At 46.7% G+C, this 21,371-nt stretch carries 20 protein-coding genes and 1 tRNA gene; 18 read left to right on the plus strand and 3 right to left on the minus strand.

What is annotated here, in order from left to right:
* Positions 1–4: 4 nt before the first annotated feature.
* The 10 genes from Dia5BBH33_RS10045 (at position 5) to Dia5BBH33_RS10085 (ending at position 9,765) form a co-directional block, all read left to right on the plus strand.
* Positions 5–1,003, plus strand: coding sequence for a type IV pilus twitching motility protein PilT (locus Dia5BBH33_RS10045; RefSeq protein ID WP_022383030.1), 999 nt, complete (start codon positions 5–7; stop codon positions 1,001–1,003).
* Between the two features lie 30 nt (positions 1,004–1,033).
* A complete protein-coding gene (locus tag Dia5BBH33_RS10050; protein ID WP_144269267.1) occupies positions 1,034–2,227 on the plus strand; it encodes a type II secretion system F family protein in 1,194 nt (397 codons plus the stop codon).
* Between the two features lie 404 nt (positions 2,228–2,631).
* Positions 2,632–3,687 (plus strand): IS30 family transposase, encoded by a 1,056-nt coding sequence (locus Dia5BBH33_RS10055; protein WP_143332137.1) that lies wholly within the window; start codon positions 2,632–2,634, stop codon positions 3,685–3,687.
* Between the two features lie 148 nt (positions 3,688–3,835).
* Entirely contained in the window at positions 3,836–4,459 is a 624-nt protein-coding gene (locus tag Dia5BBH33_RS10060) for an HAD family hydrolase (protein ID WP_108850349.1), read from the plus strand.
* A gap of 244 nt (positions 4,460–4,703) precedes the next feature.
* Positions 4,704–5,864 (plus strand): hypothetical protein, encoded by a 1,161-nt coding sequence (locus Dia5BBH33_RS10065; protein WP_022383033.1) that lies wholly within the window; start codon positions 4,704–4,706, stop codon positions 5,862–5,864.
* A 44-nt stretch (positions 5,865–5,908) separates the two neighbouring features.
* Positions 5,909–5,985, plus strand: a tRNA-Arg gene (locus Dia5BBH33_RS10070).
* A 989-nt stretch (positions 5,986–6,974) separates the two neighbouring features.
* Positions 6,975–7,373, plus strand: a complete 399-nt coding sequence (locus tag Dia5BBH33_RS10075) for a YbjN domain-containing protein (protein ID WP_198419609.1) — start codon at positions 6,975–6,977, stop codon at positions 7,371–7,373.
* Between the two features lie 67 nt (positions 7,374–7,440).
* A complete protein-coding gene (locus tag Dia5BBH33_RS11120) occupies positions 7,441–7,599 on the plus strand; it encodes a hypothetical protein (RefSeq protein WP_022383035.1) in 159 nt (52 codons plus the stop codon).
* Positions 7,600–8,342: 743 nt separating this feature from the next.
* Positions 8,343–8,657 carry an ArsR/SmtB family transcription factor gene (locus Dia5BBH33_RS10080; protein WP_022383037.1) on the plus strand — a complete coding sequence of 105 codons (315 nt, stop codon included), beginning with the start codon at positions 8,343–8,345 and terminating at the stop codon, positions 8,655–8,657.
* Between the two features lie 142 nt (positions 8,658–8,799).
* A complete protein-coding gene (locus Dia5BBH33_RS10085) occupies positions 8,800–9,765 on the plus strand; it encodes an NADH:flavin oxidoreductase (RefSeq protein WP_022383038.1) in 966 nt (321 codons plus the stop codon).
* Positions 9,766–9,820: 55 nt separating this feature from the next.
* On the opposite strand, the gene Dia5BBH33_RS11210 is transcribed toward Dia5BBH33_RS10085, so the two are convergent.
* Together Dia5BBH33_RS11210 and Dia5BBH33_RS11215 are read right to left on the minus strand one after the other, a co-directional pair.
* Entirely contained in the window at positions 9,821–10,048 is a 228-nt protein-coding gene (locus Dia5BBH33_RS11210; protein ID WP_197710303.1) for a cyclase family protein, read from the minus strand.
* Between the two features lie 8 nt (positions 10,049–10,056).
* On the minus strand, positions 10,057–10,392 hold the full coding sequence (locus Dia5BBH33_RS11215) for a cyclase family protein (RefSeq protein WP_197710302.1): 336 nt from the start codon (positions 10,390–10,392) through the stop codon (positions 10,057–10,059).
* Positions 10,393–10,849: 457 nt separating this feature from the next.
* On the opposite strand from Dia5BBH33_RS11215, the gene Dia5BBH33_RS10095 reads away from it, so the two are divergent.
* The 7 genes from Dia5BBH33_RS10095 (at position 10,850) to Dia5BBH33_RS10130 (ending at position 19,474) form a co-directional block, all read left to right on the plus strand.
* On the plus strand, positions 10,850–11,899 hold the full coding sequence (locus Dia5BBH33_RS10095) for an ABC transporter substrate-binding protein (RefSeq protein WP_022383039.1): 1,050 nt from the start codon (positions 10,850–10,852) through the stop codon (positions 11,897–11,899).
* An 84-nt stretch (positions 11,900–11,983) separates the two neighbouring features.
* Positions 11,984–13,645, plus strand: coding sequence for an ABC transporter permease (locus tag Dia5BBH33_RS10100; RefSeq protein WP_108850344.1), 1,662 nt, complete (start codon positions 11,984–11,986; stop codon positions 13,643–13,645).
* An 18-nt stretch (positions 13,646–13,663) separates the two neighbouring features.
* Entirely contained in the window at positions 13,664–14,716 is a 1,053-nt protein-coding gene (locus Dia5BBH33_RS10105) for an ABC transporter ATP-binding protein (protein ID WP_144269268.1), read from the plus strand.
* A gap of 33 nt (positions 14,717–14,749) precedes the next feature.
* Positions 14,750–15,445, plus strand: coding sequence for an L-ribulose-5-phosphate 4-epimerase (locus tag Dia5BBH33_RS10110; RefSeq protein WP_108850342.1), 696 nt, complete (start codon positions 14,750–14,752; stop codon positions 15,443–15,445).
* A gap of 119 nt (positions 15,446–15,564) precedes the next feature.
* Positions 15,565–16,944 carry a 23S rRNA (uracil(1939)-C(5))-methyltransferase RlmD gene (rlmD, locus tag Dia5BBH33_RS10115; RefSeq protein WP_144269269.1) on the plus strand — a complete coding sequence of 460 codons (1,380 nt, stop codon included), beginning with the start codon at positions 15,565–15,567 and terminating at the stop codon, positions 16,942–16,944.
* 354 nt (positions 16,945–17,298) lie between these two features.
* Positions 17,299–18,222: a hypothetical protein gene (locus Dia5BBH33_RS10120; protein WP_144269270.1), complete on the plus strand. Its 924-nt coding sequence runs from the start codon at positions 17,299–17,301 to the stop codon at positions 18,220–18,222.
* A gap of 307 nt (positions 18,223–18,529) precedes the next feature.
* Positions 18,530–19,474 carry a recombinase family protein gene (locus tag Dia5BBH33_RS10130; RefSeq protein WP_144269271.1) on the plus strand — a complete coding sequence of 315 codons (945 nt, stop codon included), beginning with the start codon at positions 18,530–18,532 and terminating at the stop codon, positions 19,472–19,474.
* Here Dia5BBH33_RS10130 and Dia5BBH33_RS10135 read toward each other — a convergent pair.
* Positions 19,464–20,516, minus strand: coding sequence for an IS30 family transposase (locus Dia5BBH33_RS10135; RefSeq protein WP_108849707.1), 1,053 nt, complete (start codon positions 20,514–20,516; stop codon positions 19,464–19,466). The genes Dia5BBH33_RS10130 and Dia5BBH33_RS10135 overlap by 11 nt on opposite strands.
* A gap of 161 nt (positions 20,517–20,677) precedes the next feature.
* Here Dia5BBH33_RS10135 and Dia5BBH33_RS10140 point away from each other — a divergent pair, with 161 nt between their 5' ends.
* Complete coding sequence (locus Dia5BBH33_RS10140) at positions 20,678–21,355, plus strand: hypothetical protein (RefSeq protein ID WP_144269272.1); 678 nt, start codon at positions 20,678–20,680, stop codon at positions 21,353–21,355.
* The last annotated feature ends 16 nt before the right edge of the window (positions 21,356–21,371 follow it).

Here is a 21,371-nt window from a genome sequence, read left to right on the forward strand (position 1 = left end):
CAAATTGGATATAGAAAAACTCATGCAGACGTATCCGAATCTGACGGATGTGCACGCCACGCAGGATGAACCGCTGATGATCCGCGCAGGCGGCGCGCTGAAAAAGCTTCGCGAGACGGCTGGAGAAGATTTCTTCACGGCGCTTTTCACGTCCTACGTCAATGAAGACAGAATGACTGCATACAAAAAAGAAGGCGCGCTCGATACTGCCTTTTCCCTGGGAAATACCCGCTTCCGCCTCCATATTTACAAGAGCGGAGGGAAACCGGCCGCCGCGATCCGCGTCTTGCCCGAGCTCTCCGCACTCCCTGCCGACCCCGACAAGGCTTTCTTGGACAAACTCTCTGCCCTTGAGCACGGCCTTGTCCTCATCACAGGCCCCTCGGGAAGCGGCAAGAGCACGACGCTCGCGCACATTCTCCTGACAGCCGTGGCCAAGCGCCCCTGCCATATCGTCACCCTCGAAGACCCCGTCGAATACGTCATTTCCTCTGACAAAGCCCTCGTCCACCAGAGGGAAATCGGAGAAGACACGCCGAGCTTTGCCGAAGGCGTCATCGAGTCCCTAAGGGAGGACCCCGACATCATCGCTGTGGGAGAAATGCGCGACGCCGCCACCATCGAAGCTGCCCTGACCGCGGCCGAGACAGGCCACCTCGTCTTTGCCACCCTCCACACCACACGTGCCAAAGACGCATGCACGCGCATCATCCACGCATTTCCTTCCACGAGGGAAAACGAAATCCGGAGCATCCTTTCCTCCTGCCTGCAGCACGTCCTCACGCAGCGCCTCTGCCGGCCGGGCAAGGAAACCTTCCTCATGCGCGAAATCCTGACGAACGTCCCCGCCGTTTCCCACCTCATCCGGGAAGGCAAGGACGAGCAGATCCCGTCGTACATGGAAATGGGCCTCCAGAACATGCGCACCCTGAAGCAGGCAGCGTACGGCCTGAAGAATATCTCCGAAAAAGACAGAGAAAAACTCCTGAAAACCCTCGAATGATTCCCGGCGTAAAGCCGACACAAGATACATATGGAAACATACCTCTACAAAGTCTTCAATACCGAAGGAGCTATGGAAGAAGGCACCATCAGTGCCAGCTCTGGCGGGGATGCCGCGAATGCACTCCGCCTTCGCGGCTTTTCTATTATCTCCCTGACAAAAGAGGCATCGGAAAAGAAAGAAAGACGCAGCTTCCTGAAAAGGAAACCATTCTCCGGAGACGAGACACTCTCCGTCCTTGCCAGCGAATGGAGCGCCCTCCTCAAAGCAGGCCTCACCATCACGGCTACCCTGGCCCTCCTTGAAGAACAGGCGAAAAAACACGAGAAACCTATCCTCTCACGCGCCCGCGAGACTGTCATGGAAGGAAGGACCCTCTGGGAAACGCTCGATGAATCAGGCGCCTTTCCCCGCTTCTTCACCGCCTTGATTCAGGTCGGAGAAATGACAGGCACGCTCCCCGAAGAACTCGACCGCATCGCCGAGCACTACCGGAAGAAAGCAGAATTCAAAAGAAAAGCGGTAAGCGCCCTTGCCTATCCCTGCTTTGTCCTCCTCTTCGCACTGACCGTCCTTCTCACCATCCTGACATTCATCCTCCCCACCTTCGAGACACTCTTCGCCTCCCTGCAGATCACCCTTCCTGCCGGCGCGAGGATTGCTCTGGCCGCCGGGAAATTTCTTCAGGAAACAGGACGCTTCCTCTTCCTTCTGCCGCTTCTCTCGGCCCTCGGTCTTGGTATTTCCTTGAAGACAGAAAAAGGAAGAGAGAAAATAGACGAAATCCTCTACCGCTCCCGCTTCTGCAAACGCCTCCTCCTCATCCGCTTCGCAGCTACACTCTCTGCTTTCCTTGAAAGCGGAAGGACCCTGGGCGACGCCCTTGAAGACTGCAAGGATACCATAGGAAACCGCGAAGCAGAAAGAGCCCTCGAAGCCGTCAAGGAAGAAGTCACCAAAGGAAACGACTTCGCCGAAAGCCTCAAGAAAAGCGGCTTCTCCCTGCCCATCTTCTACCAGCTTACAAGGATCGGCATGGAAAGCGGCGAACTCCCGGACTTCCTCATGAAAGCCGCCGGCCTCATGGAAAGAGAGGCAGAAAGAAAAGCCAGCCGCTTCCGCGCCATCTTAGAACCCGCCATGCTCCTATTAGTAGGCGGCATGACCGCCATCGTCGTATTCTCCGTCATCCTCCCCGTCTTCCACATGGCGGCGAGAGTGTGAAGGGAAAAAGATAAAACCATAAAACAAGAAAAAACAGAACGCAAGGGAAAAAAACATAAAAATCGCAAAAAAGCTCCCTATGAAGAGAGCTTTTTTGCGTGGGAAAATCAAAACCTTCACAACCGGACTTCGTCCGTTGGTAATCAGCCCCTTTCGGCGCATGCGCGCCACTTTCCCCTGACGGGGACAGCTATAGTCTCGCTCCGCTCGCCATTCCTGAGCGTTGATTTTTCAAATCGAAGCGAACTTGTAATCAAATTTCCCTTATTATTTCATTCCTCTATTTCTATTCTTTCCGTAAATTGTAGAATGAAATTGAACACTAAAACTAAATAAAAAGATCCATAGGATTGCATCAATGGTAAAATTAAGTTACGACACAAAATTAACCGGAGGCAATCACTATGGACTACCTAAATAATACCATTAATACCCTACCTCGCGAAAGAGGACAACACTTAAGATTTGAAGATCGATGCGAAATCAAAGCGCTCCATAAGCAAGGTTACTCTTATCGCCAGATTGCAAAAGCACTTAATTGCTCACCTAGTACTGTGGGCTACGAATTAAAACGTGGCACTGCAACTAAGACGACACATCGAGGCAGACCAACAGAGTATGTACCTAGTCGAGGTCAAGCCGTTTACTATGAAAACAGAAAACGTTCTGGTCGTAAACAGCGCATTACGTCTGAAAGTCCATTTGCTATTTGGGTTGCAGCGCAAGTTAAAAAAGCTAACTGGTCATTAGACGTATGTGCTGGCTATGCTAAGAAGCATAATCTGTTTACTGAAGAGGAACTTGTATGTGCTAAAACGCTGTATAACGCCCTTAATCAATCACGCCTACCATTATCCCTATTCGATGTACCAGAACTGCTTAGTCGTAAAAAGTCAAAGCCTAAACAAGCAAAGAACGTACGCATCTTTGGCCGAAGTATTGATGAACGACCAGATATCGTTAAGCTACATCTTGAGATTGGTCATTGGGAAATAGATACTATCGTTGGTAAGCGTAAAGGTAAAGAGGCTGTGGTACTAACTTTAGTAGAGAAAGTAACGCATAAATTCATTGCTATTAAGATTCGACGTAAAGATGTAGCATCTGTAAAAGCTGCTTTACGTAGTCTCAAAATATATTATGGATCACAATTTGCTACTGTATTTAAAACAATTACAGCAGACAACGGAACTGAGTTTGCGGAATTATCTCAGTTAGAACGATATGGTATAATGGTATATTTTGCTCATCCATATAGCTCTTATGAGAGAGCTCAAAATGAGCGTCACAATCGCATTTTCAGAAAGTACGTACCTAAAGGAAAGTCTATCGAAAACTACTCTGCTGAGCAGATTCTCTGGTTTGCAGAGGATATGAATTCATTACCTAGAAAGTCCCTTGGGTATGATACGCCTGATGATTTATTTGAAGCTTATTTAGATACCGTCTATGCAGCTTAAATTATTTGGTTAAAGGTGTTCAATTTGAACTTGCAATTTTAGTTTCTATTCTTTCCCCATTTTCTATATAATTAAGGAATGTTAAGCAAAGTCTTTTTAAAAAATCGAGCGCAGGAGGTGCGTTAGTATAAAAGCTGTTATTTTTGATATGGACGGGACTCTTTTTGATACGGAGTTTATTTTCCAGAGGATCTGGAATGAGATCGCGGGCGAGATGGGCCTGGTGCTTCCGGATTCTTTCAAATATGAAATCTGCGGGACGAATGGTGCCGTGATGAATGGCGTCATTGAAAAGTACTACCATGTATCTGACGGACAAGTGATCCAGAACGAATGCCGCCGCCGTGTGGATAAGATTTTTGCCCGGTATGTGCCGGAGAAGCCGGGCTGCAGGGAAATCCTTCATTTCTTCCGCGAGCATGGGTATAAAATTGCCATGGGAAGCAGCAGCCGCATTACAAGGATCGAAGGAAATCTGCACCAGACGGGGCTTCGTGATGCCTTCGATGCCATTGCAGGGGGCGATGAAGTCGAGCATGGCAAGCCCGAGCCGGATGTATTTCTTCTGGCGGCCAGCCGCCTTGGTGTCGATCCCAGGGACTGCTACGTCTTCGAGGACAGCCCCAACGGCGTTCGCGCCGGCGTCAAAGCGGGCATGAGAACGATCATGGTTCCTGACCTCATGCCCGTCACTGATGACCTCATCCCCATCGCCTACGGGATTTTCAAGAACCTCTCCGAAGCACAGGAATTTCTGGAGAAGGAAATATAAGGAAAATCAGGACTCAGGAATGACGAGCATCGCGAGTTCCGCATTGGCAAGAACGGCTGCATTACTGCGATGTGCTGAGTCCTGATTTCCTCTCTTATTCCCTATTTCCTTTATATAATAGAAATATATATAGAATAATATATTTCTCCCAATTCCCAAAAAATCACTTCTGTATTATACTTAAGAATGGAAAAGTTTACGAAAGACCGCGGAAGGCGGAATATATGGGAAAGGAGGCGCTGCGATGGCTTTATCGATCAGGGACATTTTGATACTCGACTACTTCGACGGCAAGCCGGTGCATCATAAGATACCGCCGTACAAGCTGAAGATTTACGGCCAGGACGCCAATGACCGGATCGGGCTTTTGTATGAGAATGGCTGGATCCGCTACAGCCGGCCGCAGGAGACGGTCAGCATGCTGCCGGACAAAGCACTCTCGGATTTCCTGAAGCGTTACGGTCTCTCCGGCGAAGGCTCGCATGCCGAGCTCACCGGGCGCGTCATTTCCCAGATTCCCGAGTCCGACTATGCCCACGGCGTGCCGAAGATTTACGTCCTCACCAAGGAAGGCAAGGCGGAAATCGGGCATCACATGGCCTACGTCCTGAACGTCCGTGAGAATTACGGCCTGACCGAAGGGGAAATCGGCGAATCGCAGAATACCCTCGCCCAGCGCGGTGAACCATATACCGCCCGGGACATCCTTTACCGCGCCTTCCAGCAGAAAATTTCCCTCTACATCATGGCCGGCGAATGGTCGAAGCTCCGCAACATGTACTACACTGTCGCGAATTTCTACCTGCGTATCAAAGACAACGAAGAAGCCCTGCCGTACCTGTACCTTGTCTTCTTCATGGACATGTCCGGCATGGGAAACAAAAACAACCTCGTCCCGTACGAGAACCTTTTCCCCACGCAGAAGGGCATGATCCTCCTGATGGATGAAATCCGGAAAGATCTCCACTACTCCATGGACGAAGTGAAGACATCCTTCCTTTCCTCCATCGCCCGCATGGCGCCGAGACTGCCATTCTCGTATTTCTCGCCGCAGGTCATGGCCTCCATGCTCCTCGAACGCCTCCGCGGCATCGACTTCAATGGAGCCAGGTACATCGTTCAGAGAAATACCCCGGATCCCTCCGCCAAGTCGTACCACTACGTACCGTACGGAAGAAGCGAAGCCAGGCCCAGATCCTACCACCCGCCCGTCGTGAAACCAAACTTCATGGCCCCGCCGGTCTTAAGGATGCCCACCTTCACCGCGCCCCCGCCCTTCAAGCCGGGCCAGTCCGCCCCGCCGCCAAGCCGCGAGCCCGTGCCAGAGAAGAAAGAAGAGCCTGTTTTAAGAAGAAAACCCGAAAAGAAAAAGGGCATCTTCTCCAAGCTGAAAGATCTGTTTTAGTCGTACTTGAAAAAGACACCATCATTTTGTAAAATAATACTAATGCGTTTGTAGCTCAGCTGGATAGAGCAGCGGTTTCCTAAACCGTGTGTCGGGGGTTCAAATCCCCCCAAGCGCACCAATGGAAATCAGAGCGTTCCCGAAAGGGAGCGCTTTTTTTGCGTGGAGAAATGGGAACTCACTTCGCTCGCCAGTCCTGAGCGGGGATTTTTATTTCTACGAGCGCAGCGAGGTCGTAAGGTTTTCCACGAGCAACGCGAGGTTTAAGGGTGTTTGACCTTGCCTCGTAGAGGAAGGTGTCGCTGAAGGCGACGAATGAAGTTCATTTCCTGGGCTGCAAGCCGGTTGTATGGTTTTTAAATGTGCAGTTTCTAAAAAGGCCGGGCGGATAGGGTTGATCATTCATTGAGTTTTAAAATCTAAAAAGGTTCTGCGAGCGGAGTGAGGCTGTTTGGTTTTTCTTTTCCCTTTGCGAAGCAAATAAGTGGTGTTGACCTTCCCAGACGGGGAAGGGAGTATGGTAGGGGAAGGGGTACGAAAGGTCCAAAACAAATAAGATTGGAAATCCTTTCTTTATTCCTTGTGAAGCTGCCACCTTCGGGGGAAGTGGACTGTATACCAGTTGAATCTTCTGTAATATCGGTAATGACTCAATTGTTCTGTACAGGCCGAAAGGGGTGCAGTTAATAAGTAAAGCATATTCCTTTTGTGGCGGTTAGGGTTGATTTCTCTCAACCTCCGGGCTGGTCGTCCGGTCTTTTCTTTTCCCCGCTCTGCGGTTGTCTGGTTTTTCATTTCTTTCCCAGTTTTCCTCCCTGCTTTTCTCCCTACACGGTCTTTTTCCTCTCTCCCCATCCTCTTTTATTTTTATAATCGCTATCCTTCCTTGTATCTTTCTTGCTGTTCTTTCAAAAAAGTCCGCTGCTTTTAGAAATTTCCCTCACATTTCCTTTCAAAAGTATACTTTCGGATAGTTTCATTCCATTTTGCGATAGGTTAGAGTAAATGCAGGGAAAAAGCTTTGGCCCTGGCAATGGCGCCGGGGAAGCTCTATTGATTTAGAAAGAGGGAATCGAAATGAACAAAAAAGCAGAAAGCTTCTAGGAATACTTGGATAAGAGAAAACTCAAAGACTTCGCCGTCGAAGAAATTGCCAAAGATCCATTGGAAACCGCCGTATTCCGCTCGCACATGCAGCTTGAAAACGCAAGACTGCCAATCATCGTCATCCTTGACAAGAGCATCTACGGCATCGTCCGTCTCCTTGTCGCTCAGAGCGCCAAGAAGAAGAACAACGAAAAAGCACTCGAAGAGCTCATGAACAAGTTCAATAAACAGTATAAAGCATTCAAATACTACCTCGACGACGAAGGAAACCTCGTCCTCGATCTCAGCATCCTCTGCCCGGAAGAAAAAGTAAGCGGCCCGATGATTTATGCCCTCTTCCAGAGCGTCGAAGAACACCTCAAGACCGCCTATCCGCAGTGGATAAAAATCATCTGGAAGTAATTCATACCGGGGATAGTACAAAAGAAGGGCGGGGAGGGCCCGGACTTTTGTGGAAATGGGAGGAACCATGTTAGGGATTGCGGCAGGAATTCTCGTAGGTGCCGTTTCAGGCGTTGCCTTCTACTGCCTTCTGTGCAGGAACGCAGAGTATATCGACGCATTCGACGAAGACCTCGTCAGAGAAAGATTTATGGAAGATATGAATAACAAAACAAGAATGGAATGATTCCGGGGAAGGAAGAATTCCTGAAGAAACAGCGTTTCCGGGAAGAAACACTATTTCAAAAAAGCAGGCAGCGGGAACTGCCTGCTTTTCACATGGGAAAAATTAAGAGTATACATAAAACAACTCGCCCGCTCGATATTCCAGAGTCCTGACTCTTGAGTGGAATCAGAGCAGCCCACCAATACTCGCCTTCCCAAATGGGGAAGGGAGTATGGTAGGGGATGGGGTACGAAAGGTCAAAAACAAATCAGATTTGAAACTTTTTCTTTATTCCTCTTGAGACCTGCCTCAGCGAGGAAGGATGTCACGGAGTGACAGAAAGGAGTGCAGTTCCTCGGACGAAGTCCGATTGTATGGTTTTGATTTTCCCCAAGGCGAAGCCTTGGTTTAAGGGTGTCAGAGCTCGCCCCGTAGGGGGAGCTGGCGCGCATGCGCCTGAAACATCATCTCCACGAGCAACGCGAGGTTTTACGGTTTTCTTAACCTGCCGCTCTCCGCCCATACGCTTTTATCTCATCTTCCACCTATCTCTTTTCCTCATGCTTATTGAGAAAAAGTAATAACTTATAGTTGTGAGTGAATTGTAATTTTAATAATTCTAAATATTTTGTTTCGCCATGCCTATAAATTTCTATCCGATAATATCGAGTAAAATCCAGTATAAAGAAATATTTCGAATATGCCCATTTGTATTTATAAATCAAATATTGACAGATTATAAATTCTCAATATATAATTAAGACATGAATGAATTAGAAATCTTCAAGGCTCTATCGAACCCTATACGGCTAAACATCATAAAGTGGCTGAAGGAACCGCAGAATAACTTTCCACCCCAGGGACTCCATGTGCCGGAGGGAGACCGTTTTGACAGAAGTGTCTGTGTTGGATCGATCTGCGAAAAGACTCAGATTTCCCAGTCGACCATCTCGCATTATCTTGATATGATGCAGAGAGCAGGTCTTTTGGAATCGCGCCGTTTCGGCAAGTGGACATACTACCGCCGCAACGAAAGGAACATCAGCCGATTGTCAGAGTTCATCCGTAACTCGTTATAACCGGTCATTATAAGGTATAATAAAGACGGCAGGGAATCCTGCCGTCTATTTTTGGGTTTATGTATCTAATAAACGAGATACATTTTGGAATATTTCATGTAAATTCTCATTTTGAAGGCAAAAGCCGGAAAGGACTGTTCACATGATTGAAAAACCATTTATCCTCGCAGGAAAGAAACTCTCCACACGTCTCGTGTTCCCGCCGCTCGCGACCGAAAGCTCAGACGGCGGCAAGCCGAACGAAAAAATCACGCAGCACTACTGCGCCATCGCAGCAAACCCGAACGTCGGCATGATCATCACTGAGCACAGCTACGTCGATCCACAGGGCAAAGCAGACCCGCACCAGATTTCCTTTGCCGACGACTCCGTCATCGACGCACAGAAAGCCATGGTGAAATCCATCCGCAACGTGCGCCCCGACATCTGCCTCCTCGCGCAGATCAATCACGCAGGCGCCAATACACGCAAACTCTACACAGGCATGGATCTCGTCTCCGCCTCTGACATCAAATGGACCAGAGACCAGGCAAGAGCCCTCACCGTCGATGAAATCCACGACCTGGAACAGAAATACATCGCAGCAGCCCTCCGCGTCCAGGAAGCCGGCTATGACGGCGTAGAAATCCACTGCGCACACGCTTACCTCCTGAACCAGTTCTACTCGCCGATCACCAACCACAGAGACGACGAATACGGACCGCAGACCATCACCAACCGCCTCCGCTTTACCCTCGAAATCATCCGAGGCATCAAAGCCAAAGCCAATAAGAACTTCATCGTCTCCGTACGCTTGGGAGGCTGCGACTACAAAGAAGGCGGCAGCACCATCGAAGACGCATGCGCAGCAGCCAAACTCCTCGAAAGAGAACACATCGACCTCCTGAACCTCTCCGGCGGCACCTGCCAGATCTTCAGACCGGGCCACGCAGAACCAGGCTTCTTCACCGACATGTCCGAAGCCGTCAAGAAATGCGTATTCACCCCGATCCTCGTAGCAGGCGGCATCACAACAAAGAAAGAAGCCGACCTCTTCCTCCGTGAAGGCAAAGCCGACCTCATCGGCGTAGCCAGAGCACTCAACGCAGACCCGAAATGGGAAATGTAAAATAAGGAAACTAAATAAGACATTCAAAAAGGACCCCGAAAGAGGTCCTTTTTAGTTACATCGTCTCTGCAACTACCCTGCAGGGCAGTCCGGTCATGCCTTGGTAACGCATAGGGTACGTATTCATTATTACATCTTTATTTAGCAGTTCCCTCAAATTACACATGTTTTCAATGACGAAGACACCATGATCAGCACAGTACTGATCCTTGACAGGATGCTCGCGGCCGCGCCTGATCCCCGCAAAATCCACGCCGATCAATGAAATATGAAGATCGACCAATTTCTCAATCAGACCAATTTCTCAATCAATTCATCAGACAGCTGCGGATGCTCCTTGAAATACCTTGCACTTCCGTAGCCTTCCTCCTCAATGAATCCTGAGTAAAACATGACAAATGAATCCGCGGGAACTTTCTCCAGATCCACATCAAAGACACCGATATCCCTGTCTTTGATCCCGCTGACATCAAATACGATTCCTCTTCTCTGGGTATACTCTAAAGGAAATTCCTTATTCATTACATCAAAATGAGTTCCCAAATGTCCAGATAAAGATTTCTTATCATGCCCCTGTGCATCCTGTACCATTTTAGGTGTGATTTCAAGCGTTACATCAATTTTCATTACGGTTTCCCCCTTTAGATCTTTGCTGGCTGCTAAATTTTACCAGCACCGATAAAAATCAAGATATGCCCTTAACCTTGCCATGGAAGATGTGAAATGAAAGCCATTTCTTTATTCTTTGTGTTAGATTAAAGTTCTAATATAAATATTATACAATAGCCTCGAGGTGCGAATTTGGAAAGGAGGTAAGATGCCTTTTGCAAACATATCAATCATTGAAAATGATGGCGGTACTATTTTCCAATAAATAGTATACCAATGATGAGAATCAAACGGCTCTATTTTGCATATATTGAACGGTATGTATGAGTTTAAGTGCTAAATAACCTAATATACGATACTTAAATAGCAAATAGCCATAATTAGTATATAATTCAACTTAATTGTGTGCTAAAATGTGTGAAGAATACGTAAGACGTTTGTAAAGGTAATATATATTTGGAAGGAGATGCGTGGAATGAAGTGGAAGGCTATAGTTGCAGGTATGTTAGCAGGTGCAGCTCTGTTAATGGCAGGCTGCGGCGGCTCATCTTCTGGGGATGCAGCAAAATCGGCCAATGCGGCACAGAATTTCAAGGGTAAGAAACTGGTTATGTATGTTTCTTTCCATGAAGATACGGCAAAGGAACTGTCGGACGCATTCAAGAAGAAGACCGGTGCTGATGTAAGCTTTATCCGCCTGCCAACTGGTGAAGCATTAGCTCGTATTCAGGCTGAAAAGGATTCACCGAAAGCGGATGTATGGCTGGGCGGCACAGCAGATGCTCACGCAAAGGCAGCTTCTGACGGACTTCTGTCAGCTTATAAGTCACCGAATGCGAAGATGATTCTTCCGCAGTATCAGGATAAGGATGGATACTGGTATGGCACATACCTGGAAGCTCTGTCCGTCGGCTATAACGAAAAACGTTTCAAAGAAGAATTTGAACCAAAGGGCGTCAAGGCTCCTGAAACACTGGATGATCTTCTGAAACCGGAATTCAAGGGCGAAGTCATTATGCCAGATCCGAGAAAATCCGGAACAGGCAATACATTCATCAGCTCCGTTCTTCAGTCCATGGGCGAAGAAAAAGGCTGGACCTATTTGAAAGCACTGAAAGGCCAGGTAGCACAGTTCACTCCTTCCGGATTTACACCAGCACAGAAGACAGGTGCCGGAGAATACCTGATCTGCGTCAACTTTGTTTCTGACCAGAATCTGGTCAGCGCAAAGGGACAGAAGATCCACAGCACGATTTACAATAATTCCGGCTGGACGGTCTGCCCTGTTGGCCTGATCAAAGGCGCTGCTGATGCTGATGTAGCTAAAGCATTTATCGACTTTGTACTGACGAAAGAAGCTGGCGAAATCATGGTAAAATCCACCCATGGTATCGCATGCAACCCTGATGTAGCTCCGCCAGAAGGTATGAAGCCTCTGAAAGAGCTCCCACTCTTCAAGGAATATGACCTGATCAAGGCCGGTGCAGATAAGCAGAAGAATTGCGACGAATTCTTCGCAAATTAAATTGGTTCAGATGATGCCTCTGCCTTTCTGGCGGAGGCATTATTGTTCTACAATAGATTTCTTAAATCATTGTAAGGAGTCACTATGAGCGAAAAAGATATAGGGCATGAACATACAGGAGGAATGGCGGAATTCAAGGCCCTCTTAAGGGAGCCGCCGCTCCTTATCAGCATATCCGTTGTATTTTTGCTGTTTGCTGTTTTTATCATTTATCCATTTGTGAAAATACTGCTGGTCCCGGACGGAAGTGATTGGATCCGTGCGCTGACGGAAGAAGAATTTGTCCTTGCCTTCGCGCATACGCTGTATTCTTCCTTCGTGGCAACATTCAGTGCCATCATCCTCGGGTTTCTCTTTGCATACGGCATCCATTATACGGATATGCCATGCAAGCGGTTCTTTCAGGTAGTGGCTCTCCTTCCTACGATGGCGCCGTCTGTCGTGACGGGCCTTGCCTTTATCATGCTTTTCGGCAGGCGCGGATTTATCACCTGGAACCTCCTTCATCTGAAGGTAGACCTGTACGGCCCATTCGGCCTGTGGGTGGCGCAGACTGTTGCATTCTTCCCTCTGGCCTATATCACGATTTCAGGGGTGCTTAAGAGCATCAGCCCGAATCTTGAACTGGCTGCACAGAACCTGGGGGCAAGAGGCTGGTATCTTTTCAGGACTGTCACATTGAGGCTGGCAACCCCGGGCATTGCCAGTGCATTTCTTCTGGTAGCCATCAACTCTCTGGCAGACTTCGGCAACCCGATGCTCGTCGGAGGAAATTATCAGGTACTGGCGACAGAAGCCTATACACAGGTCACAGGAGCCTGGGATCTTCCCATGGGCGCCACGCTTTCTGTTTTCCTTGTCATTCCGACACTGATCGTATTCTTCATCCAGAGGTACTATCTGGAAAAGAATTCTTACGTAACCGTTACGGGGAAACCTGTCGCAGGGCTGATCCGCGTCACCACGGGGCCGCTTGCAAAATGGCTTCTCTTTGCATTCTCCATGCTGCTCAGCCTCGGGATCTTAATGATCATCGGAGTCGTATTCCTCTTTGCCTTTACCGTTGCATTCGGGTATGACTACACGTTTACGCTCGAATATTTCAAGGAAGGCGTCATCCACTCCCATGTCATGATCAATTCCTGGGTGGCTTCCATATCGACAGCTGCCATAACGACAGTTCTGGGCATTGCGCTTGCCTTTCTTACCATCCGCAAGAAATTCCCCGGAAGAACGATCATGGATTTCCTTGCCATGCTTCCGGTATCCCTTCCAGGTACATTCATCGGCCTGGCATTGATCCTTGCCTTTAACGACGGACCGCTGGCCATGACGGGTACGCTCGGCATCATTATCCTCGGTATGGCCCTTCGACAGCTTCCTGTCGGATACAGGCAGGCGGTAGCAGGGCTGAAGCAGATCGAGGGCTCGCTGGAAGAAGCATCGACCAACCTGGGCGCGAACAGTTTCACCACATTCCGCAAAATCGTCCTTCCTATGCTAAAAAATTCCTTATCCGTCAGTTTCGTTTATGCTTTCATGCGATCCATGAATACGCTGTCAACTGTTATTTTCCTGGTTTCCCCGGAATGGAACCTGGCATCCATCAATATCATGAGTCTGGCAAATCAGGGATTCCTTCCTACAGCGAGCGCCACGGCAGTAGGGATTATGCTTGTCATTTATGCAACTTTTGGTATCGTGAAGCTCATCTTAAGAGATAAAATCAATATCTTTGATCTGTAAAGAAAGCGGGAATAAAGTATGGCAGACTATGTATTGCAGTTAAAGAATATCAATAAATATTTCGGGAAAAGCCATGTGATCAAGAATGTCAATCTGTCCTTTGAAAGAGGCCATTTCATTACCTTTCTGGGACCATCCGGCTGTGGCAAGACGACACTCCTCCGCATGATTGCAGGATTTTATGAACCCGATGAAGGGGAAATCCTCCTGAACGGAAAGAACGTCGAAAGGATTCCCCCTTATGGAAGAAATACATCCATGGTATTCCAGGAATATGCGCTCTTCCCTCATATGAACGTTTTTGACAACGTATCTTACGGGCTGAAAGTCAAAAAGGTTCCCAAAGATAAAATGACCAAGCGCGTGGAAGATGCACTGGAACTCATGCAGCTCAAAGGGATGAAAAAACGTTTCCCGAACCAGATGTCCGGCGGCCAGCAGCAGCGTGTCGCTGTCGCAAGAGCACTTGTCATGAAACCGGACGTCCTTCTTCTCGATGAACCGCTTTCCAATCTGGATGCGAAGCTCCGCGAAAGCGTCCGTGTCGAATTAAGAACCATCCAGCAGAAAATGGGACTCTCCGTTATTTACGTAACACATGACCAGTCAGAAGCCCTTTCCATGTCGGATGCCGTCGTCGTACTGAAAGACGGCGAAGTCCATCAGGTCGGCACGCCGCAGGAAATCTATTTCGAACCGAAGACACAGTTCGTCGCTGATTTCATCGGCACAACCAATCTCATTTCCGTAGAAGGAAAAGGGAATAACGACGTGGCTTATGGAAATACCGTATTCCATTCCACCAATCCCGTCACCCCGGGTGCCAGGTACGTCGCATCCGTCCGTCCGGAAAGCATAAAGATCTCCCTGGAAAAAGCGGAGGGGAAGGTCAATATCAAGACCTCTATCGTAAACCGCATGTTCCTGGGCGAAAAAGTGCGCTACTTCGTCAAGGATGAATTGGACAAGGAATGGATTGTAGACATGTTCGATCCAGGGAAAACGCTTCTCAGCGGTGACGCCTATGTCACGTTCAAAGCGGAAAAAGCATGGGTGATTGAAGACAAATAAGCTTCAACAGACCTTGGGAAAGGAGCTGCCTGGATGTTAGAAGAACTGAAAGAAGAAGTGCTGGAGGCAAATCTGGAACTTCCCCGTCATCATGTCGTGCTTTATACATGGGGGAACGCGAGCGGAATCGACAGGGAAAGAAACCTCATCGTCATCAAACCGTCCGGCGTACCGTATGAATACCTGAAAGCTTCCGATATGGTCGTCGTGAACCTTGAAGGCGAAGTGGTGGAAGGAAATCTGAGACCATCCTCAGATACCAGGACCCACATTGAACTGTACAAGAACTTCCCGGAAATCGGCGGAGTCGTCCACACCCATTCCATTCACGCCGCAGCCTTCGCACAGGCCGGAAGGCCGATCATCCCTATTGGCACGACCCATGCAGACTATTTCTACGGACCCGTTCCCTGTACCAGACCCCTCACGAAAGAAGAAGTGGAAGACGACTACGAAAGAAATACGGGAAAAGTGATCGCTGAAACCTTCCGTGATCTCAAGATTGATCCTAAATCCACGCCCGGCGTACTCGTCAGAAACCATGGCCCGTTCACATGGGGGAAAGATGTTAAAGAAGCTGCATACCATGCAGTCGTCCTGGAAACAGTCGCAGAAATGGCCCTCAAGACATTCCTTCTCTCGCCGGATGCAAGGATACAGAACTACATCCTGGAAAAACACTACGAAAGAAAACACGGACCCCATGCCTACTATGGGCAAGTGAAATAATTTAAAAAAGAGTGGCGCGATGCCACTCTTTTACTATGCATGAAAGGCCCGAGGCTCTTGGATATTCTCATTTTCCCATCACACTCCATGGTATAATGGGAGGAGCAAAGGAGCTTGTTATGTCTACTAAAAATACCCCACTCACATTAAACGCGACGTATACGATCGAGATCCGCGATCTTGGTGTCCATGGCGAAGGCATCGGATCGGCGGAGAATTTTACTGTCTTCGTTCCGGGAGCTCTTCCTGGAGAGACGGTGAAGGCGAAGATCATCCTGATCAAGAAATCGTACGCTTCCGGGAAACTCATTTCCGTCGAGAAGCCGTCTCCCTACCGTACGGTGCCCCAGTGCCCGGTCTATGATTCCTGCGGAGGATGCCAGATTTCCCATCTGACCTACGAGGGCCAGCTGGCAGCGAAGGAACGCCGCGTGAAGGACGTCATGGTCCGCATCGGCAAGGCAAGCGAAGACGTCGTCCTTCCGATTCTTGGCGCGCCGCATGAATGGAATTACCGAAATAAAATGGCCGTCCCTGTCGGACAGGTGACAGGCGGCCCCGTTCTTGGCTACTACCGCCAGGGCACGCACCAGATCGTCCCGATTCAGGAATGCCTCATTCAGGAAGAGGAAAACAACCGCCTTCTCCGCTTTGCGGAAGATTTCATGATCCGCCATGGCATTACCGGCTACAATGAGAAATCCGGAAAAGGCTGCGTCCGCCACGTCATGGGGCGTGTCGGCGATAATGGGGAAGTCATGGCCGTCATCGTGACTGCCACCGAAAACCTGCCGAAGAAGGACCTCTGGGCTGAAGAAATCCAGAAAGCCCTCCCCGAAGTCGTTTCTCTTTACCACGATGTCCAGAATAAGAAACGCAACGTCATCTTAGGACCGGAAATCCACCACATCTGGGGAAGAAAGACCCTCACCGCATCCCTCTGCGGCATTGCCTTCGAAGTATCGCCATTTTCCTTCTTCCAGGTCCACAAGGCCCAGGCAGAAGTCCTCTACCAGAAAGCCTTGGATGCCGCTGACCTCAAAGGCGGGGAAACCGTCATCGACGCCTACTGCGGCACAGGCACCATTTCCCTCTGCCTTGCGAAAAAAGCACGCCGCGTCATCGGCATCGAAATCGTCAGGGAAGCCATCGAAGACGCTAAGAAAAATGCCGCATTCAACCATATAGAAAACGCCGAATTCCACGCCGCCGACGCAGGCCTCCTCATGCCGAAACTCTACGAAGAAGGCCTTCGCCCCGACGTCATCGTCATGGACCCCGTCAGAGCCGGATGCAGCGAAGACGTTCTCAAAGCCGCCGCAGGCATGCAACCCGCCCGCATCGTCTACGTCTCCTGCAACCCCGCCACCTTGGCCCGCGACGCAGAGATCTTGGGCCGCTTAGGCCACTACAAACTACAGTCCGTCCAGCCCGTGGACATGTTCCCACAGACCACTCACGTCGAGTGCGTATGTTTGATGTCTAGGACAGGAAAGTAAAAATGCTGGAAAGTGTAGTAAATAAGCTGCTTTCACTATTTTGAAATTAAAAATGAGAAAGTCAACATCGGAGTTTCATCACCCCATGGGAACATATCGACGAAAACCATTTTTTGATAGTTTAGACGGTGAGTTGGATAATGGGTTCATGAGTGTATGAGTTGGATGTTTTGTGGAAAAATGGCTTTGCGAGTGAGCAGGTTGGATATTTTTTAAAACAACAATTGCATAGACTATAAAAATGATAAGGTTTAGAGGCATAAGTATGGTATTCAAATTATCTTAATAAAAACAATTTTTATTAATTATATTACGAATTACGGTTAAAATGTACAATCATAGGAGATGAATATTTTGCCTAAGAATGTTCTAGAAGCTGATGCTCATAATAAATGGATTTCTAAAAAAGTTCCGTATGTAAAATATAATTTTAGTAAAGAAGAATTTGAAAATGCCTTAGAGAATCTTGACAGAGATTTTATTAAAAAAGGGATTGATCCACAATTTAGGCCAATACATGTTATGACTTTAATATCTTCCCAATTACCTATATTGAAAGATGCATGCTTTTTACCATATTGTAATGAACCTTTTGTTTCAGGAATCTATACATCTTATAATTTGGGTACGTTAATAAACAAATGGTTCAAGCTTCGATATGGAAATAAACTAAGTCTAGGAGAAAGAGCAATTGTTGGAAGAATGATTTTATTAATAAGGGGCGAACCATATATTGCTATATTTCCTGTTATTTTTGGAACAGTTAAGATTACATGGGAAGTTAAAAATATACAATTGCCTACTGATACTATTAATCTAGTTAATAAAATTGAAAATTTGACGTTTCAAGTAGCAAACAGTTTAACAAAAGATGAAATTTATAAATTATTAGAAGTATATAATAAGACATACGCTGCGATGTATAAATTTTACGAAAGTGGAATGGTATATTCGCAAGAAGCCTTGGAAGATGAACATCAAGCTGTTGATGGAATTTTTCATTCATATGGTTTTGGGCAATCTAAATGGGATTCTCTACAATTTACGGAAAAATTATTGAAAGGACTATATTTTAAAATCGAAAATAAAAAACCGCAGCGTACTCATTGTTTGAATAAATTAGCTGAGTTGTTACCTACTTTAAATATTGATAAACAAAGCTTAAACAAAATAAATTGTAGCGCGGGTGTTAGATATGGCGAGATTAAAGTTAATAAGCAAGAATCTATAGATGCTCACTTAGCATCTATGAAAATTTTACGAGATGTAATGGTATAATTTAGTACTGTAGACACATAGCTTAATTGTGTTCACCATTAATGGAGTAGAAACGGTTTTGCATTCCGGTGACGAATTGTTTATCCCGAAAGGGACTGTACAGGGTGGCAGATGCAAGGCTGGCACTAGAACTATTCATGCATTTGGCGGCAGACGTATTATTTAGTTAAAAAAATTGTAATATTAGTAAACAGGAACAGGGTACTTTACAATATCGGTTGTAGAGCATCTTGTTCCTTTTTAATTATGCAATGTTTTCATCAACGTGTAATTCTATAAATAATATAGGTTTCATACCAGAAGGGAGGTGATAATTATTGAAAAACGCCTAAAAATTCAGGAAACGAAAAAATGGAAAAAAGGAAGGAGGACAGAACGACACCGTGAGGAGGAAAAGAAACGTATCCGTAAGGGGTTTTCAGAAAATCAGACAGTTGAAATCATTCCTGCTAAATATAAGGGAAGTGCGGCTGCACATCGGCATCTTCGTGTTGCGGCATATTGTCGAGTCAGTACATATGAGGATGCGCAGGCGGGAAGCTTTGAATTACAGATTCAGCATTTCAAGGAACAGATAACCAAAAATCAGGATTGGCAGTTTGTTAATGTATATTCGGATGAAGGAGTGTCAGGTACATCCATCAGGAAACGATTCGGATTTCAACATATGATAGCTGATTGCGAGGCTGGTAAAATTGATCTGATTTTGACAAAGAGTATCAGTAGGTTTACTCGTAATACACTTGATTGTTTGGATGTTGTCAGAAAACTTAAAGGGTTAAATCCTCCGGTTGGTGTATGTTTCGAAACAGAGAACCTGAATACTATTGAAACCAATAGTGAATTGATTCTCGGCGTTATCAGCTTAGTTGCACAAGGAGAATCAGAACAAAAAAGTGCAGCCATTACATGGTCATTTATTGAGCGGTGTAAAAAAGGGATTGCTGTTTTTTCAACATATAATTTATTGGGATATGATAAAGATCGATTCGGTAAAATTATTATTGCCGATGACGAAGCGGAGGTTGTGCGATATATCTATTCATTATATTTAGATGGATTATCAGTTCGTGAAGTGGCACAACAGCTTACCGAACAACAAATTCCGACAATTCGTGGCAATGTGGTGTGGAGTGGTTCAACGGTACGTAATATTCTAAGAAATGAAAAATATTGTGGCGATGTATTAATGCAAAAAACTTTCCCGAATTGCAATAATAAGTTGAACACCCGGCGAACCTTTATGCAGTAAGTGCTGCAAGCATTTCTTCCCTAAAGCACTCCTCGGGTGTCTTATAGCCGAGTATTTTTCTTGGCAGGGTGTTGGCCCAGCACTCTACTCTGGAAATGTGTTCCACTGGGTAATCCTGGATTTTCTTCCCTTTGGGAAGAAATCGACGGAATAAGCCGTTGTGATTCTCATTCGTACCTTTGTCGCTGGAGCAGTACGGATGCGCATAATAGATCCGTGTGTGACTTAGTTTCTCTAGCTCCGACAGGCTAGAAAACTCACTGCCATTGTCTGTCGTAATGCTGAGGAACACTCGGCTGAAACAGCCGCGGAACATTCCATCCTTCAATTTTCTGAAGGCTGCTATTACAGAGGCACTTTCCTTGTTGGGCAGTTTTCTGATGAGGGAACAGCGTGTCTTGCGCTCAACCAGAGTCAGCAGTACTTCGTCCTTTGAGCGAGATCCCAGTACAAGGTCACACTCCCAATGCCCGAAATCCTGACGCTCATCCACAGAAGGATCGCGCTCATCTATACTGCGGCCGAACTTCTTCTTACGCTCACGAACCCGCTTCCTGGCGTTTTTTCGCTTGACGCGCAAGGGCAGGTCAATACTCTTGATTTTTCCTAGGAGCCCCAGCGTGACATAGTTGTACAGGGTTTTCGTACAGACCATCTCGCCACGTTGAAATTCTCCCGTAACCAGTGCCCTGCCAAAGCAGGCATCGAGCGACCAGTGATGTTCCTGAAGTCTCTTCTGCACATAGTCGAGGAATGCTCCCTTTGCTATGGCGTCGCATTTGCGACCACAGTTTTCGCGATGCGCCTCATAGGTGCTTTGCCCGTCTGCTGCGCGATAGCGTTCCACCTTGCCGTTATAGCAAAGAACCTTGCCACGCTTCACCTCGTTGCGTACCGTATTGACACAGCACCCAATCTCACGGGCTATGCTCCGATACGATTGCTTGTCGCGGAGACGCGTTTGGATAATGACTCGTTCCTCAAAAGTTAAATGAGCCCCTTTTTTGCGTAACGTATCCGTGGTAAAATGATTTTGATCCATAGCGATTCTCCTTTGTGGTTGTGTTTTTTGTGCAACTACATTTTACCACAAGGGTTCGCTATGGATTTTTAAGTGTTCAACTTAATTATACAATCCGCCTAAAAAAAATAAAGGCATTAAAAGAAAAAATTCAACATATTGGCACACGGGATTTGTTAGGCATGATTGGAATTCATTTTATAACATTTTCAAATGGAGCATCAGATATCGCTGAACAATCTGACATATTCAATAAAACAGATTTAACTTCTCCGCAGAAACAATATACTTATTTGGCGGGCTTGCTTATGAGTACAGATGATAAAAGTAACGGACATGTTACAAGAAATGAAGAAAGTGGAATATATAATGAGTTAGAGAATGACATTCAGAATATTACTCTGGAATATACGAAAACTTTTCTCAACATTGATCCAATATCTAAGCCAGAGGATATAAAAAGAAATTTGGTATCCATGGATGCATTTACATCGTACTTTGATACAGGAATATTAAGATATGCAGAGCAGACGATTGATTTGATAAAAACACTTTACGGCTCTTTCGATTCAGAATTAGATGATTTAACTGGATTGACAACAGAGGATTATATTTCGTTTTATCAACTAGTGTGCGATGAATTTGAAAATGCAATGAGTTCATCAAGATATGCAATGAATAATATAAAAGGATTTTTAAATTCTCTTAATCCTTATGCAGTTGATGTGGAAAAAGAATATGAACGCCTAATGGCATTTGCTCAAGGCTCGGCAGGTATAGATTTGCAAAATGCAATGGATAGTTTGAATTCAATAAAGGCATTAAAAGTATATGATACTGGACCTAGGTCAATATCGTAGACACAAATAGTTTAAC

Origin of the sequence: Dialister hominis (genome assembly GCF_007164725.1) — a bacterium.
GTDB lineage: Bacteria > Bacillota > Negativicutes > Veillonellales > Dialisteraceae > Dialister > Dialister hominis.